We start from the raw sequence: 17,188 nt of genomic DNA, 5'->3' as shown, positions 1-17,188 counted from the left end.
GCTACATAATCTACGATGGACCTTCCGAAATCGACGGAGCGCCAATAGTTGCAATCGCAACTGGATTTATTGTTGCGACTTCGAATCATAAGCTCGGGGCGAATCTCGTTCAGGTCTGGATTATTCGGAGTGACATGAGCCCCGTGCAGGCCGTTCACTCTGGAGCGGATCACTCGATCTGCGGTACGTGCCCACTTCGAGGCACCGTTCAAGATGGCCGCGTTCAGAACCGTCTCTGCTATGTCCACGCCTTCCAAGGCCCACTGTGGGTTTGGCGACATTACATGCGGTCTGGGTACATCAGGGTGACGGATGAGCAGGCCACCGAGGTGTTCGCCAATCGCGGCATCCGCCTTGGCTCTTATGGCGACCCGGCCGCAGTTCCTCCCCGCGTCTGGCAAGCTGCTACTGCCGACGCCACTTTCTGGACCGGCTACACACATCAGTGGCGAACCTGCGATCCGGCCTTTGCAACATGGTGCATGGCTTCGTGCGAGACTACCGCTGACCGGCTTCTCGCTAAGAGTTTGGGCTACCGAACCTTCCGCACTTCACTACTCGATGCGCGAGCAGACCGCCTTGACAACGAGATCGTCTGCCCGGCGAGTACCGAAGCTGGTAAGAGAACAACCTGCGATCGCTGCCATGCCTGTGGAGGGAACGGCAAACCAAATGCCCGCGCGGATGTCGTCATAACCCTGCACGGGGTGGCGGGCACCCGTTACCGCGAGCGAGTGCTTCAAACGCTTACCGTGCAGGGTGAACGGCACCGATCTGCCGGGAGGCCTGACCCGCACTTCTGACGGCTAATTCGATGGCAATGTCGCCAAGGTGCGGCTCATCCGAGGTTCATCTGGAGCAGACACTCCACGACCTGTGGGCGCATCGTCCAGCGCCATGGACCGTCGTCCTCGTGCACATTCGGGTCGGCGCCGGTAGCGAGCGTCATCGTCCAGATCGGGGAACCATCGGCCCGCGTCTTTGGCCGGTAGCTGAGGTCCTCGGCGATCATGCGGGCAAGCGTACCGAGGTGAGCGTTGGCGCTTGCGAAGCTCGGGTATCCGGCAGCAGCGGCGATCTGCGTCGAGGTGAGCGTGCGGTCCGGTGCGCCGAGCAGCGCCTTCAGCATGAGCCAGTGGTGCTGGCCGATCTTGGATTCGAGCCGGGCGAAGGCGTCGGCGAACTCCTCCGCTGTGGGCACCCCGTCCTCCCGCATGGCGCGCCGCTGGATGTCGCGTCGGTCGAGGAGCGCCCGCATCGCGCGCAGCGCCTCGTCCAATGCTAGCCCTTCCGCATCACCGGCCGCTGTCCTCCCGAGGAATGCGCGCGCCCTGACCTTGCCTTTAGTGGCCAACGTGCGAATCACGTAGCGGCCGTAGGCGTACTCGCCCGATGCCTTCATGCTGCCGTCAGCCTCCGCACCGCCGAGCACGCATCTTCCCGACGGGCGTCATGCGGCCATCACCTCGACGGCATCGTCGAGCTTCATCGCACCACCGAAGATGTCGGCGAAAGACGCACTGCCCACCGATCGCCCTGTCGCCTCGGCAATCTCAGCGGCCAGCGCCTCGGCCCGCGCCACCATCATCCCCGTCAGATCGTCGGCCCGCAGCCGGGCGGGATCGACGAAGTGCGTCCTGAGAAAAGCGTCAGTCTGCTCCGGGCTGAGATTCTGCCGGTCCTGAAGCCGCCTCAGGTACACCGAGGGCGCGTCGCCGCCGAGGAAGCGGTTCGTCGGCGCGGAGAGCGCAGTCTTGTTGACAATCGAGTTGTAAAGCCCGCGCCCGATCCCCCGCTTCTCGCACCACGCGCGTGGGAAGATGTGGTGGATGTCGATGCTCTCGTCGAAGTAGGTCTGCTCCTGCACCTCGGCGCCGGTCCGCCAGTCCAGCGCTCTCCCGCGCTGCATGATGAGGGCGTGCAGCCCCTTGTAGGCGGCGGACTGACGAGACTGAAGCGTACGAAGCCGGTCGGCGAAGAAGTTGCAGTCCTGCACGGTCTGCGGGACGGCCTCGCCGCCCACTGCCCACGCAACCACCTCCGGCAGGTCCTTGGCGAAGCGGCTCTCGATAGCACCGCCGTAGAGTTCGCCGAAAACCCCGCACCAGTACCAGTTTCGCACCCGCGCCCGGACCGGGGCGTCATTCCAGCGGCCGTCGAGGCTGATCAGAATTGCAGCCAGCGGTACCAGTTGCGTCCGGTAGGGCAGGTCGTAGCCGCTGAACACCTTCTCCCGCCAAAGGAACTGGCGGGCGCGCTTGAAGCCCTCCTCGGCTCGGTCGGCGTGATCCCGGTAGCCCGCGAGCGGCAGGTCGAGGATGGAATGCCGGGTGCAACTGATCGCCGAGGGGGTACCCCGGCCGCCCTGACCCGCTTCGGTGAGAGCCTTCCCCGCCGCCGTGTAGAGTAGGCTCACGGCTTGCAGGAAGTCGGTGTTCTCGATGGCCTCCAGCACCTTGCCCGCCTCGGCCATCCGGACGGAACGTCCCTTCGCGGCCGGGAACTCCTTCGAGTTACCGAGCCAATCCTCCCGCAAGTTGAAGCCCTCGGCCGCGTAGGTGGCGGTCAGCAATTCGAAGGCGGTCAGCGGCACGCCACCCGTGTTCACCTTCTCGAAAACGCGGCAGACCGCCTCCTTGCTGGCCGTCCGACGCAATTGGATCACCGGCACCGCGTAGCTCTTGAAAGTGTCGATGAACTCCTTGCGGAAGGGCTTGAGGAGGTCCTTTTTCGCTTTGTCCCCCTCCCAGAAGTCGCGGAAGCCGTCGAACCAGTCCTCGCAGGAGAAGGTCTGGTTCAAGGGAAACATCATGGCCTCGTACTCGCGCTCGGGCGTAGTGAGGTCAAGCAGGACTCGGCGCCCGAAGTCGGCCGTCGTGCGCTTCTCGGCGGAGACGCTGAACACCGCCTGCTCGCGCTCCTCGGGCGTGCCCAACGCCTTGTTGATGTCCACGTAGTAGAACACATCCACCTCGCGCCGCTTGGCGTCACGGGTGCGGATGGCGCGTTTGAGCATGAGCGCCTGGAACATGGAGGTCAGGCGTTGCTGCCCATCGAGCAGCAGCCGCTCAGGCTCCGGCGGCTTGCCCTTGAGGCTCACACCCTCCACCAGCCGGGGCTTGAAACGCACTTCGCCCCCAGTCTGGAGGGTCATCACCGCCCCGATCGGGAAAGACCGCGCGACACTGGTAATGACGCCAGCAATGTGCTCGTCATCCCAGACCCAACCTCGTTGAAAATCGGGCAGTTGCAGCCGACCAACCGCGACCTCGTTCAGGAGATTCGCCAATGTGTCGGAGGTCGCGTCAAATGTGGTTTCAGCAGTCATGTGGTAGTCTTTCTTTGTGCATTCGGCGACGTAGCCGCAGGCATCGACTCAGGAAGGAGGAAGTTGCTCTGGCGAAGCGGCTCAAGGCCACGCTTCTTCGGCCGCTTACCCATGTTTGGGGAGCTACTCCTCAGGGCATCAAGCAGCTTGGGAATATCGGTTTGGCGGCTGACCCGCTCCTCAGCATTGTTGCGTTGTGTTGCAACGTAGGAAAGAGCTTGGGATACGTCGTAAAGGCAGGTCGCGTGCTCGGGTGAACCGGGCACCCTTTGCGTATACCGGATCGGCTTCTCGGTTGCCCCCCCTCCAGCAAACGGATCGTCCTGTTCGACATCCCAGCCAGACTGGCAAATATGGTACACGCGCATGGCCGCCTTCTTGCCCCATGCGTCAGTCAGAGCGTTATCGGCCCACTCCGAGATAGCGGCGCCAGTGACCCGGTGATTTTGCCATGCTTCCATTCTCGCCCGGTCGGTATAGGCGACGCCGAATGCGTTGCGGATGCGATCCGGTAGGGGAGCAAGTTCGAGCCTCTGCCCGTGTCGCTCCTTGATCTCGATCTTGGTCTCGCCGATGATCAGGCCGTTGGAGCAAACAAATCGCAGCCAACCAAAGACAACTACGAGGCGTGACGATCCATCGACCGAATTGAAGCATTCCAATCGGAGGTCAAGCTCCTCACCATATCGGTCGATGAAGCGCGCCATGCCCCTCAGATACACACGAAAGTTCATCCACTCCCCAAGTTCGGAGAGCCCAACCTCATAGTGGAGGTTTTCCGGGGCTACTCCGGTGCTGAGGATACCCTCACGGCAGAGGCTCGCCACCTCGCGGTGCGAAGCAAGCATGTAGCTGTGCGACACGACACCAACCGGGATCGGACGCTCCGTCGCGGATAACGGCTTGCGCATGACGGTTTGAAGGAACGGGTTTGACGGTTCGCCTTCGCCAGCCTTGAACGGCACCAACTCGAACTCTGGGAGGATCGCCTGCACAGCCTCCCATCGACCTGAGTAGTAGAGCACCTTCCTCGCTCTCCATTGCGATTCATCCGGCATGATGGAGACGGTGTTACTCATCTGGTGCTCCGGCACATGCGGTTCACAAGGAGATGCGGGCGTCCTTGATCGCTGGGCTATGCTGCCTGGAAGGGCGCTGACGCAGCATCAGCGGCGTCAGGACGAAAACCGCTCGAAGGTACCGTCGGCTGTCAGGCGGTCCCACGCGGCGAGGACGAGCCGGGCCGTCCGGTACTCGCCGAACTGCCTAATCTCCTTCTCCTTCAGAACACGGAAGGTCTCGGAGGGGAAGTCGGCGCCGTGAATGTCGGCGGGGTCGAGGATGTAGCAAAGTTCGTCGCGCGACAGGCCGTAGAGATGGGCATATGCGGCGTCCAGTTCCGCGCGGACATGAGCACGACGATCCTCATCCCAGCCGAACGACGCGCCGTCATAGCCGAGGTCCTCGGCCCACGGCCGCATGTCCTCAGCAGTAAAGGTAAGTTCGAGAATGCGGGGGAGGAGGAAGGCGAGGACGGGCGGGGTGTAGGTGCTGGGCGGCAGGACTGGGAACTGCTTGAAATAGAAGAAATTCAGCGTGGTTCCACCGATCTTTTGACGCGCCAAAAAGTCGAGGGGCAGTGAGGATAGGCTGGTCACGAGCGCGGCGGCAATGGCAGGTGGGACTTTTGGAAAGAACAACGGGATTTTGTTCCCGATGCCCATCTTCGGCATCGCCGCCGCGATCACTGTCCGCTCGTTCGTCGCGTTCGTGATGTCCCGCCAGCCCGTCAGCCACTCACGCCGCCAGCCGCGCTCGGCAAGGCGGGTCGCCACCTCTGCCTCTGGCACCCAGTACCGGGGCGTGGCGCTGAAGGTCGGATTGGCCTTCTCGGCGGCAGTGACATCGCGGCTGCTCTCGCCTCCCACCTCATACGTGGCCCAACGATGGTCGAAGTGATGGATCATCTTCGCCTCGCAGAGCGGTACCATGCGCGCACCGTCCCGTAGCACCCAACTGACGCCATCCCGCCACGCCCCCGCTTCGCCCAACTGCTCCGCCGTCCGGAAAAGTCCGCTGTCATTCGACATGTCCAGCATCCGCATGAAGCTGATGCCCCACGGGTTCCCCGCCTCACCCTTCGCCTCGTCGATGAACACTGGGATGCGGGCGTAGATACGTTTGGTCAGTTCCGCGTCTGCCGAGGAGCGAAACACGGGGCAGGTGCGGGTGTTCGGATTGATCAGGCGTATGTCGTCGGCCGAAAGGGTGAAGGCGCGACGCGCATCGGCTAGGTGCTCGGCGGCGGTAGCAAAGAAAGTGTAGCGTGCTGAGGTCTCGCCACCGAGCGTGAGCAACGCGAACTTGAACGAGCGGTGGACCTCTGCGAAAAGCCCCTCTCGGTTCTCGAAATCGAAGAAGCTGGCGAGCCGCCCTTTTCCCGCCACCTCATCGAAGAACGCCTTGGTGCTGTCGTCCGTGGCGATGCCGGTCGGCACAATCATTCCAGCGCGCCCCTGCTGCTTTGGTAGACGCAGGAATGCTTCGGCGAACAAAGCGTAGGTGTTCACATCTCCGACTGCCGTCAGCGGGAAGCGTTCGCAGCCGCGCACGAACTGGCTTGAAGCCTCGGCGTCACGCTTGGCGTCCTCGAAGGCACGGTGCAGCGCGCGCTCGGCTGGGTCACCTTTTGCCAAAGCAGCTATGAGCGCGCGCCGCGCCGCCGCATTGGGCGCCTTGGCGATGGACTCGCTGCGGGCCGCGAAGAACTCCTGCTCCTGAAGCTTGATGCGCTCCCAGGGCGGGTTGCCCAGCAGGCAATCGAAGCCTCCGTCGGCGAACGCCTCGGGAAATTCCAGTGGCCAGTGGAAGAAGTGCAGCCGTGCGCGCATCTCCTCGACCATGCCGACCAGCGGTCCGTGGACCGAGGAAGGGGCGCGTAGGTACCGCCAGACTGTATCTGTGGTCGGTACCAAATCCCGCCCGCGCATCTCGGGCCGGGCTGCCTTCGGTGCAAAGAAGGCAGCGCACCAGAGATCGCAGGCCACCCGCAGATCGTGTGCTGCCCGGCCCGACCGAATGTCGGCGAGCGCGCGGCGCTTCCCCGCAACAGCCTCCAGCGTGTCCTCTGGCGCCTCGGTCAAGGCAGCGATGGCAGCGGCGAAGTCGCGCGGCAGCGCCACCTCGGGCAGCAGAGACAGGGTGGGGTTCTCTCGCTCACCCTTGTTCCGCTTTCTCAAGTCCCTGCTGTAGCCCTTGTCGTCGCCGGTAAGGTCTTTGAACGCCTCGTCGGGGATGCCGGAGCGCAGCACCGAGAGATCGGCCACGCCGATCAGGCTGTCGCCGCACTTGATATGCGCGTCGAGGAAGGTCAATGGCTTGCCCGGCTCGATGGCCTCGATCCACAGCGCGGTCTTGCAGAGTTCGACCGAGAGAGGATTGCGGTCCACGCCGTAAATGCAGCGCCGGACGACTTCGCGCAAGGCATGGCGGCGCAGCGCCTCGTCCGGCAAGTCGCCCTCGCTGTCGAGACGCGCCACCGCGTCGGCCAGACGCCGGGCGGCCCCGAGCAGGAAATGGCCTGACCCGCAGGCGGGGTCGGTGATTCGCAACCGAAGCAGCGCCTCGCGCGGGTCGGCGGGGTTCTCGCGGATCGTCCGCTCGATCACCGGATCGAGCGCGGTGCGGAGTAACTCCTGCACAAGGCTGTCGGGCGTGTAGTAGCTGCCCGAGAGCTTGCGTGCGCTACCCCTCGTATTCCCACCCGTGTCGTCGCCCACGAACCCGAAGGTCCACGGCCGAGTCTCCACCTGCACCACGGGGTGGAGTTCGAGCAGGCTCTCGTAGACCGAGCCCAGTTCCTCCGTGCCCATGTCGCGGTAATTGACACGCTGGAGGCTGCCCGCATCGATGAAGTAGGCCAGCGCGTGCACCGCCGCCAGCAGCCGCGCGTTCGGCAGCCCGGCAGCGTCGAGGTCCGGGCACTGCGTCTCGTCGAATAGGCCGCCCAGAGCAGGGAGGCCGAGCAGCCACGTGCCGCGCGAAAGGGCGCGAAACGTCACCGTCAGGCCCGCCCAGAGGTCGGCGTAGCGGTCGTAGTGGCGCTTGAGCCGGGCGCGGTCCCGCAGACGGGCTACCGCGTAGCCCTGGGCGTAGAGGGCGCGAGCCTCCGGCGTGGCCTCCGGCATGTGGAGAACGCCGCGCTCCTCGGCCGTGAACAGGAACAGCAGGCGGTAGACGAGGCGGAGAAGTTGCTGGTGCAGGTCCTCGGCGGTCAGCGTCCCGTCCCGCAGCGCGACCCGCAGGGCGTCGTTGTCGGGATGCTCGACGAAGCCGGAGCCGAGTTCACGAAGCGCCGTGGTGACGCCCGCCCGCAGCTTCTCCAGCGCCCGCTGGCCGGTCTTGGCCCCCTCGGTTCGCCAGCGCTCCAGCCAGCACTCGGCCATGCCGCCCGCACCGGGAGCGGAGCGGGAGCCGTGAGCCAGCAGCCAAAGGGTGGCGAAATCGGAGTAGAGGCCCTCCTCGAAGATGCGCTCAAGGTCGGCTTCGACGAAGGCCGGGCGGGTCAGAGAGGGATTGTCCCGCAGCAGCCGCAGGCGTGGGCCGTTGCCGACGATGCCCCACAGCATGGCCGGATCGGCGTTAAGGTACTCCTGCACCGTCGCGTGCGGCGCGCGGCGCCGCCCCTCCTCACCGAAGGTGGGGTGGGAACGGTCGAGGTCGCGGTCCGCCACCGTCAGCAGCAGCGGCACGGCACCACCGTGGACACGGTGAGTGACCGGGAAGCTGCGGTCGCCCACAACGGCGCGGGCCGGGGCGGGGGCGATGTCCGCGTGACCAAACACGTCGCGCAGCAGGCGGACCAGCCAACGTTCGATTCCGGTGCGCTCGGCTGGGAGGTCCTCGCGGGGACGGTTCCGCCGGTACTCCTTCCAGAGCGCCTCCGCGATGGTCCAGTAGCGGCCAATCTCGTCGCGCACCGTGCGACCCGGCGGCAGGCCATAGTCCTGGGCCGCTTGGCCCGAGGCGGTCAGGGCAGCGACCCGCTGGAGGAATTCCGCCGGGAACAGCCCACCCTCGATGCGGATCGCGGTGAAGGCTGTCTCGACCGAGGTCGTGCAGACATCGGGGCGCCGCTCCGGGCGGAGGGCCGGAGCGAGGACGGGGAGCACGACATTCATCAGGCGGGCACCAGTACGAAGGCGCCGATCACGTCGGCGGGGAGGCAAGCTTCCACGGTGGAGCGGATGCCCTTGGCGGCGGAGGCGTCCCGCACCCGGGTGTGGTCGTCGAGCAGCACTTCGGCCCGGCTGATGGCGAGGGCCTCGATGGTCGGGGTTAGGCGCGGCAGGCCGTCGAGGCTCTCGCCGACCTCGAAGGCGCGCTCGTCCGCGTCCATGTTACGGGCCGGTTCGGCGGCCATGAGCCCGAGCGCGTCGGTGTCCTCCAGCAGGCGCGGCGCCTCGGACCCGGCGATGGCGACACCCACCGCCTCCTCGGACAGCAGCGTGCGGACCCGGTGCCAGCGTCCGCCCTCACGCTGCTCGACGCCGATCTGCGACCGGAGACGGAGCAACAGCACCGTGGTCCGCCGGGTAACAGCGCGAGTGACGATCGCTCCGCAGCGGGCCGCGAGGTCGGGCAGGTCCTCGGCCAGAGCCCGCTCTGCCACGTGGTCGGCCAAGGCGGCGACCAACGGGTGGGTGCGATGCACTGCCTCGAACCCGGCGGGCGCCGGATGACGGAAGGTGACGCGCAGCGTCTTGGCCCCGAGCCCGGCCGCTTCGAGGCGCTCGCGCACCGGGCCGGGCAGGTTATCGGCGGGGAGGCGGAAGCGGCCCTCGCCGAGCGGCTGGAGGGGAGCCCGAAGCCGCTCGCAGGCGGCGGCCACGAAGCGCCGCACCTCCTCCTCACCGCCGAGGACGGCGACAGCCTTCCGCCACTCGGGCAGTACCTCCTCGGGCTTGAGACCCCGCTGGGCGAAGATGGTCCGGGTCTGCCTCGCGTACTCCTTCGCGCTCTCCCACGCCGTGTCGAGATCGGCCTCGGCGGCGCCGAAGTCGAAGGCGCCCTGCTTCAATCCTTCCGCGACGCGCCCGCCATGGAGCAGCACCGTCTGGAGGATGGCTTCCGTGACCTTGTTCGTGTCCACCGGCACGGGCACGGAGACACCAAGTTCGCGCCGGATGCGCTCGGCTTTCTCCATGATCACCTTGAGCACGGCGCCGTCCACCGGGTTATTGGCGCCGTAGAGCATCAAAGCGCGGACGCGCTTCTCGGGCTGGCCGAAGCGGTCCACCCGGCCCTCCCGCTGCTCGTGCCGGGTCGGGTTCCACGATAGGTCGTAGTGGACCACCGCCGAGAACAGGGCTTGAAGGTTGATGCCCTCCGACAGGCAGTCGGTGGCGACCAGCACCGGGGTGCGCCCCTCGGCGGCCTCGGCCAGTGCCTCGATCCGCGCCCGGCGATCCTCGGTCGGTAGTTCGCCCGTGACGACCTCGACCAGATGCTCCGTGCCGGACAGAGCGGCGCGCAGGTATTCGCCCACGTAGTGTGCGGTCTGGATGAAGCGGCAGAAGATGACCGGGCGGAATCCCTTGGCCAGCAGGTCCCTCACCTGCCCGATCAGCAATCGCAGCTTCGGGTCGCGCTCCGGACCTTTTAATGCGATGGCGCGGTCGAGCAGGCCGCGCAACGCCGCCGTGTCCTCCTCGCTGGCTTCGGTGTCGTCGGTCACCCCGGCAGGCGCGGCCTCCTCAGAGGTGAGGCCATCGGCAGCCCCGTCGAACACCGCCTCAATGCCGCGCTCGTCGAGGACCTCGATTTGCTGCCTCTCCGGTATCCCCTCGACGGCGCGGAGGCGGGTGGAGAGGGCGACGGCCGCTGAGGCGGGCGACGACGAGATACAGCGCAGCAGGGCGAGCGCCGACCACCACGACATGCGCTGGCGCAGGAGGGACTGGCCCTCGGCGCGGCGGATCATGCCGCGCGCGTAGTCGAGGACCTCATCGAACAACCGCCCCCAATCGCCGGAGAGCGTGTAGGTGACCTCGCCGGTCTCCCGGTCGGGAAAGACGCTGCCCGCGTCGCGCCATTCGGCGATGTCGGCACGACGCCGCTGGACGAAGTGCCCCGCCAGCCGCTCGCGGAGCCGCTGCCGGGCCGCACCCTCCGGCATACCTTGAAGGACGCGGAAGTCGGGGTGCAGGAGGCCGAGCAGGTTGTGGAAGGCGGTCTCGTCGCCCGAGTGCGGCGTGGCGGTCAGGAACACCATGTGCCGGTCCGCACGCTCGGCGAGCCCGCGCAGCACGGTGAGGCGCTGGTTCTTCGCATCTGCCCCGGTCCCGACCGAAGCGTGCGCCTCCTCAACGATGACGAACTCGGGGCAGGCCCGGACGAACTCGTCCCGGCGGCGGTCGGACTTGATGTAGTCGAGGCTGACCACCGTGAAGGGATGCACGTCGAATATGCTCTGCCCCTGCGGCAGGCCGCGCTCCAGCCGTGCGGCGGTGCCGGTGCGGACGATCTCGCTCTGGATGCCGAACTTCGAGGCGAGTTCCTCCTGCCACTGGTCGCAAAGGTGCGGCGGGCAGAGGACCGCAAACCGATTGATCTCTCCCCGATCGAGCAGTTCGCGGGCGATGAGTCCGGCCTCGACGGTCTTGCCAATACCGACATCATCGGCGACCAGCAGCCGGACGGCCTCCATCTTGAGCGCCATGAGCAGGGGCACAAGCTGGTAAGCGCGTGGCTCGACCGCGATGTTGCCGAAGGAGCGGAACGGCCCGGCGCCCGACCGCAGCTTGAGGCGCAGCGCGTCGCGCAGCAGCAGGGCGGCAGCCTGCGCCCCCGTCTTATTCGGGTCGGGCTGCGGGAAGGTTGCCGAGCGCGGCGGTTCAGGTTCCAGCGAGAGGGAGATGAGGGTGGCGTCCTCCTCCGCCCCGCCGAGCGGACGGAGGCGCAGGAGGTCGGCACCGCTGCCGCCGGGCAGCACCACCCATTCCCTGCCTCGCGCCCTGACGAGGCTTCCGGGCCGGTACTCGGCGGGAGGCGCGACGGAGACGGCGGTGCTCATCGTGCGCCCCTACCAAAGACGAACGGGAACTTGGCGAAGATCGCGGGCCAACCAGCCGTGTCCTCGGTAAAGGCGATCACCTTGTACCCAGCGTCGCGGAGCGCCTGCCGCTTCGCGTCGTCCACCGTCTTTGTCGCCGCATTCCGGTGGTGCGGCCCGTCCACGTAGATCAAAGCCTTGGTCCTGTCGTAGGCAAAGTCAGGTTGGGTCGAGAACTCGTCGAGCATCGATTGCGCTCGGTCCGGCAGCAGGAAGCCACCCAAGTGCACCGCCTCCAGCCAAGCCTGCTCCAGGCCCGAGCCGCACTGCCGGGTCAGCGAGGCAAGAGCGTCCTCCGCCGTGCAGCCATCGGAACTCCCCGCCTCGGCGTCGGCACGAGCGAGACGGCAGAGCAGCGACAGGACTTCCCGGTCGCGGCGATCGATCCGCCGGTGATCCGGCTGGTTCGAGTAGGACAGCAGGCAGCGGTAGCAGGCCGCTTCGCAGTCCGGATCGGCGTCGTCGAGGTCGGCCGCGTCCGCCCAGAGGCCGGACCGCGACTGCCAGTGGCAGACTTCCAGCGCCCGCTCCGCCACCCGCCGGATGGCCGTGTGGTCGGAGGCGAGGCGGTTGAGTACCCCGGCGCCGCCCTCGGCGGCCTCATAGAGGAGGATCGCGTTGCGGTTCTCGCTGTCCGGCAGCGGCTCGACCGCGAGTTCGTTCTCCTCTAACTGGAACACACCCTCGATGCCGCGCTTGAGGGCGTAGGTCAGTGTGGTGATCTGGTCGTCATCGAGCCGCACCGCCTCGGGGCGGACCACCAGCACGTTGCGGCGGTCCTCGACGAAGGGGGTGATGCGCTGGACCGTCTTGGACGCGGGCGCGTCCTCCATCGACTCCTCGGGTGCCTGCTCATCGCGGCACCACTCGCCCGAAGCCACGTCGATGTTGAAGCCGAAGATCGACTTGTTCTTCCGACGACGCCAGCCAAGGTTGATCCGCCAGACCGTGGCAGCCGGGCCGTAGGATGCCAACAGGAGCTTCTCGCCCGCCTCCGCGAACACCACGGGCGCGAAGCGGCGCCGCCCACCCTGCTCCGAGAAGCGCAGCGTGGTGATGACCTCGTAGCCCTGCCGCTGGCGCTCCTCCTCATCGGAGGTGATGCGGTCCGCCCGCCGGGTGCTGACCTGATCGATGCGGTAGAGGTCGAGCAGAGAGCGCAGATCGCCGTCGAGCCGGGCGTCGCAATTCACGCATCGCTCGTGGTCGGCCTCGGCATCGAAGTGGCCGTATCCGCAAGCCGGGCAGAGCCGCGCCCGGCGAACTGCAAGGCGCGAGGAGGTCGAGACGCTCTCGGCATCACCGACAGTCAGGATCGCCTTGCGAACCCGATAGGTCGAACCCTCGTGGTAGATGATCGAGCGAGGACCGAACTCGGAGAGGCCGAGGAAGCGCGGGCGAGAGAGGAAGCTGTCGCGGCCCACCTTCTCGCGTCGTGCCGGGATGTAGGCCAGAAGGGGAAGCCGAGGGAAGTTGTACCCCGGAAGGAATCCCTCAGAGGCAAGATAGCGGTAGGCATAGAAGTCGCTCGACATGCTCGCGCGACTATCGAGCAGGAGGTCGCGCTGGATGCGCGCCTCGTCGTAGCGCTGCTTGGCCTCGCGGCGGGTCTTTTCGTCCGCCGCCGCGTTCATCTGAACGTTGTGCGCGAGGTCCATCTGCCGCTGGGCGGCGTTGAATAGGGTCCGCCAGCGGTCGAAGGCGTCGTCGAAGGCGAGGTGCGCCGACCTGATCGTGTGGTCGAGCCAGTCCGGCGTGAACCAGGGCGCGGTCTCGGGGGTGAGGTCGTCGCGCAGGGTGCCGAGGATGGCGATACCACGAGTGGCGGCGCGCTGCCGGACCTGTGGGTTGTCCAACTGCGCCGCGATCTGGGCAGCCAGCGGCAGGTCGGGAAGCTGCGACCTGTCGAGCACGTCCTGCACGGAGGGGCCGAGCTTCTGCCCTGTTTCACCCAGCCAGACCGCGTGCAGGTGCGAGCGGATCAGGTCCTCGTTGGCAAGGTCGAGCGCGGGCGGATTCACCGCGCCCGCCACCATGCGGGCCGGGTTGCGGAAGAAGTACTGGTCGTGGGGCGAGCGGGCCGCGCAATAGGTCAGCACCAGGGCGGGTTGTCCGCTGCGGCCCGCACGGCCGCTGCGCTGGGCGTAGTTCGCTGGGGTCGGCGGGACGTTCCGCATGTAGACGGTGTTCAGCGTGGAGATGTCCACGCCGAGTTCCATCGTGGGCGAGCAAAATAGGACCGGCAGGCTCGCCGCGCGGAACCGCTCCTCGCGCTGCTCCCGCTCCTCGGCGTCCACCTGCGCCGTGTGCTCTCGTGCTTGCAAGGTGTGGAGGAAGCGGTCGTCACCGCGTAGCATCTCGGCCACGTTGTGGTACAGGTCGAGGAAGAACCGGTTGGCGGCGTCCTGCTGCTCCTTCGGGCCGAGCCGCCACTCAATGACCGTGGCCGGGACGCGGTAGCCGGTGTAGCCGCCCTCAACTTTCAGAGCCTCCGCCAGCCCGTAGGTGACGAGGACGCCGAGCATGTCGTCCACAATCCGGTTGTAGGCGTCCTCGTCCAGCTTGCCAGGGAAGGCCGACCCCGCCTCGCTCCACGTCGCCTTAGCCTTTACACGGCGACCGAAGGCGGAGCGGTGCGAGATGTGAATTGTGGGCACGGACAGGCGGCCGGTCGGCGGCTGCGGACGGGCGATCATGGCGGCGGCGGTCATCGGCCGCTCGTCCTCGGCCAGCCCCCAAGGCTCCTTCAACTCGGCGAAGGAGCGGTTGCGGACTTGCTCCAGATGGTCACCGTCGAGGTAGATGGTCTTGATGCAGAGGCAGCGCCGCATCCGATCGAGCAGATCGCGCAGCAATTCCTCCCGCACTGCGGGCGTTGCGGCGGCGAGCAGGGGGTGGCGCTTTGACCATTCGGCCTGATCGGCCGCGCACTCCCCAAGGAAGGCGTAACCGATGGTGAGGTAGCCAAGCTGTTCGAGGTTCGGATGGGTGAAGCGCCAACCGCGCCGCAGATCGAAATACGTCCGATAGCCAAGCACGTCACGCAGCGCGCGCTTGGCGCTCTCGGCTTTGGCGCCCTTGGCCTCCGGTGAACTGGAGTAGTCCGTCGGGGACAAGCGCAGGTGCTTGAGGACTTCGTGGGTAAGGGTGTCGTCGGTGAGGATGCCGTCCGGGCGGTTCCGCAGCGCCGCCAGCAGGGCACCGCGCAGCAGGAGGATCATGACGAAATCGTTCAGGTGCCCGGCCTGGAGCGAGGCGTCCTGGCGGTTGTCGGTGAAGCCGAGCAGCTTCTTCGCGGCAGGAGGGAGGCTCTCCTCCCGCAGCAGGTGCCGCATGGCGGCCAGCGTCAGCACCGTGGTGGCGCTCGACCGTCCCTCGGCGGAGAGGGAGCCGAGCTTCGCCGACTCGCTACGCGCACCGCCGTCGAACACGGCATCGCAAGCCCGGTTGAGGCAGAAGCGGAAGGAGCCGGGGATTACCCAGCCCGGCATACCTTGTGCATCACGCTCGCCCGAGGTGCCGACGCGGAAGGGCACGGGCCGGTACTGCCGGTAGTTCGGCTTGAGCCGCTGCGTGCCGTCTGCTACCGGCTCCAACCATTCGTCTGGGTAGCGGTCGGAATCCTCCGCGTCGAACTCCCCAGACGTGTCCGGCATGAAGTAACCTGGAGCGGTGCCGTCGCCGTCAGCGGTCCGCTCATTCGATTCGCGCGGGTCGATCCGAACGGGCTGGCGGTCGGCGATGCTGGCCCAGACCGGCAGGTACTCCTGCCCGCAGGAGCGGCAGAACACCGCCGGGAACAGCGGCTTGTCCCGGCCACCGGGACGGTATTGCTGGCCGTTGAGGGTGAGGTAGCGAGCGCCGGAACGTTCGAGCGTGGTGAACACGTCGCCCGCCCCAGCCACGAACTGGTGTAGGCGGAAGGCGAAAAGTGGCCGTCCCTCCGCATCCGGAGTCCGGTAGGCGAGCAGCAGGAAGCGGCGGAGATAGTCGAGGCACTCGGCCGCCGGTCGCCCGCTGGCCTGTACGAGAAGGTCGGCGGCTTCGGCCAGGGTCTTGGGGCGGCTGGTGCGCACCCATTTGCCATCCGGCCTGTCGTCCTGCCGCTGGAGGCCGAGGGTGGTCTCGGCCCATGCCGCGACCGGATGAACACGGAGCACGCGGTAGTCGGCATCCTCCGGCACCCCAGCCGCTATGGCGGCTGAGAGGCCTGCCATGTCGTTCGGCGCGGCCTCGTCGGTGACCCGGCGGAGGGTCTCGGTGACCACGTTCTCCGGTCGGACGGACGCCCCAAAGAGGCGGGAGGCAACACGGGCGACGGCCCGGTTGCGCTCCTCGGCGCGGCCCTCGGTCGCCATGGTGGCGCTGGTGCCGACGCAGAGGAGGTCCGGGTTCGTCCGGTCGCGCACCCGGCGGACCAGCATCGCCACGTCTGCTCCCTGACGACCCCGGTAGGTGTGGAGTTCGTCGAGGACGAGGAAGCGCAGCCCCTTGGCCTGCTTGACGATCTGCGGGTCAGGATCGGAGTGCCGCGTCAGCATCAGTTCGAGCATGACGTAGTTGGTCAGCAGGATGTCGGGCGGATTCGCCTTGATCGCCTGCCGCTCCTCGGTGCTCTCCTGCCCGGTGTAGCGGGCGAAGCGGACCGGCTCGCCGCCCTTCGGGTAGCCGAGGCGGAGGTACTTCTCCAACTCCTCCATCTGCGAGTTGCAGAGAGCGTTCATGGGGTAGACGACGATGGCGCTGATGCCTTTGGCGCCACCCGAGGCCCGGCGGCGGAGCACGTCGTCCACGATGGGGATGAAGTAGGAGAGCGACTTGCCCGAGCCGGTGCCGGTGGTGAGGACATAGCTCTCCCGTCGCTGGGCGATGCGGATCGCGTCCTCTTGGTGCCGGTGCAGGATCAGGGGCCTGCCGGGGGCACCGTCCTCCGTCTTGCCGAACCGGAAGATGCGCTCGCACTCAGGGTGGAGCAGGCCCTCGGCGACGAACTTCCCGATGTCGCCGCCCGGCACGAAGGCCGGGTTCAACTGGACCATGGGGGCGGGCCAAAACCGCTCCGCCTCATACTCGCAGTCCACATGGGCCTTGATGTCGGCCGCCCGAATGGTCACGAAGGACCGCGTGAACCGCTGGTACTCGGCGACGAGCCGGTCGCGGAATGTGAAAACATCCATGGTTGCAGAGACCGGCGCTTCCGACAGGTTGCTGTGTAATCCTAAAGCGAAATGTTTATCCGCTCTTCTCGCGTGACGCGATAGATTTCATGTCGGTAGCGCTGCATTCGTGACTCTTTTGCCACATCGTGTCGGCAATCTGACACGCGCGGTGCACCCGGCCGGGTCTCAAGGACGGCTCCAAGACCCGCAGATAGGCCAAATCTTGATTCGATTTCGGCACAATGTTAGCGAAGGCGGGGACTGAGTGAGTCCACCGCAGCAGGGCGTCGTGACCGAAGCAGAAAAGCTATACCGAGAGGCGTGCCTCCGGCACCACCGCACCCTGGCCCACTACTTCGCGGTTTTCGCCTGGAAGCAGGCTGCCGACTGCGTGGTCCTGGGTCGCCACGGCCTCGAACGCCTGTTCAACCTCAAGCAGTTCCGGGCGAAGCGCCTCGACTGGTTCGAGGAGGATGTTGGCCCCTGGTTCCCGCACATCACCCAGCGACAGGACAAGGGGAAGTTGGAGGCGGTCTGGCTGTGTCCATGAATTCTGGCCCAGCAGTGCTGATGAATTTTGGCCCACCT

General features: G+C 66.6%; 8 protein-coding genes. 1 reads left to right on the top strand and 7 read right to left on the bottom strand.

The window, feature by feature from the left end:
• Positions 1–554 precede the first annotated feature (554 nt).
• The 7 genes from AC5JJ1_RS22795 to AC5JJ1_RS22765 all read right to left on the bottom strand — a co-directional run bounded on the left by AC5JJ1_RS22795 (position 555) and on the right by AC5JJ1_RS22765 (position 16,618).
• Entirely contained in the window at positions 555–770 is a 216-nt protein-coding gene (locus tag AC5JJ1_RS22795) for a hypothetical protein (RefSeq protein WP_495787405.1), read from the bottom strand.
• A gap of 68 nt (positions 771–838) precedes the next feature.
• Complete coding sequence (locus tag AC5JJ1_RS22790) at positions 839–1,432, bottom strand: hypothetical protein (protein ID WP_495787404.1); 594 nt, start codon at positions 1,430–1,432, stop codon at positions 839–841.
• Positions 1,433–1,450: 18 nt separating this feature from the next.
• The gene (locus AC5JJ1_RS22785; RefSeq protein ID WP_495787403.1) at positions 1,451–3,328 is read right to left on the bottom strand and encodes a GmrSD restriction endonuclease domain-containing protein; all 1,878 of its coding nucleotides are present in this window, start codon (positions 3,326–3,328) and stop codon (positions 1,451–1,453) included.
• Positions 3,325–4,407, bottom strand: coding sequence for a DUF932 domain-containing protein (locus tag AC5JJ1_RS22780; RefSeq protein ID WP_495787402.1), 1,083 nt, complete (start codon positions 4,405–4,407; stop codon positions 3,325–3,327). The genes AC5JJ1_RS22785 and AC5JJ1_RS22780 overlap by 4 nt, the downstream gene beginning before the upstream one ends.
• Positions 4,408–4,503: 96 nt before the next feature.
• Positions 4,504–8,508: an Eco57I restriction-modification methylase domain-containing protein gene (locus tag AC5JJ1_RS22775; protein ID WP_495787401.1), complete on the bottom strand. Its 4,005-nt coding sequence runs from the start codon at positions 8,506–8,508 to the stop codon at positions 4,504–4,506.
• Positions 8,508–11,402: a DUF8741 domain-containing protein gene (locus AC5JJ1_RS22770; protein WP_495787400.1), complete on the bottom strand. Its 2,895-nt coding sequence runs from the start codon at positions 11,400–11,402 to the stop codon at positions 8,508–8,510. The genes AC5JJ1_RS22775 and AC5JJ1_RS22770 overlap by 1 nt, the downstream gene beginning before the upstream one ends.
• Positions 11,399–16,618, bottom strand: coding sequence for a DEAD/DEAH box helicase (locus AC5JJ1_RS22765; RefSeq protein WP_495787399.1), 5,220 nt, complete (start codon positions 16,616–16,618; stop codon positions 11,399–11,401). The genes AC5JJ1_RS22770 and AC5JJ1_RS22765 overlap by 4 nt, the downstream gene beginning before the upstream one ends.
• Positions 16,619–16,889: 271 nt before the next feature.
• On the opposite strand from AC5JJ1_RS22765, the gene AC5JJ1_RS22760 reads away from it, so the two are divergent.
• A complete protein-coding gene (locus AC5JJ1_RS22760) occupies positions 16,890–17,150 on the top strand; it encodes a hypothetical protein (protein ID WP_495787398.1) in 261 nt (86 codons plus the stop codon).
• The last annotated feature ends 38 nt before the right edge of the window (positions 17,151–17,188 follow it).

This window comes from Belnapia sp., assembly GCF_059504005.1.
Note: the sequence above shows the minus strand (reverse complement) of the source record. Positions and strands in the feature narration are given on the sequence as shown.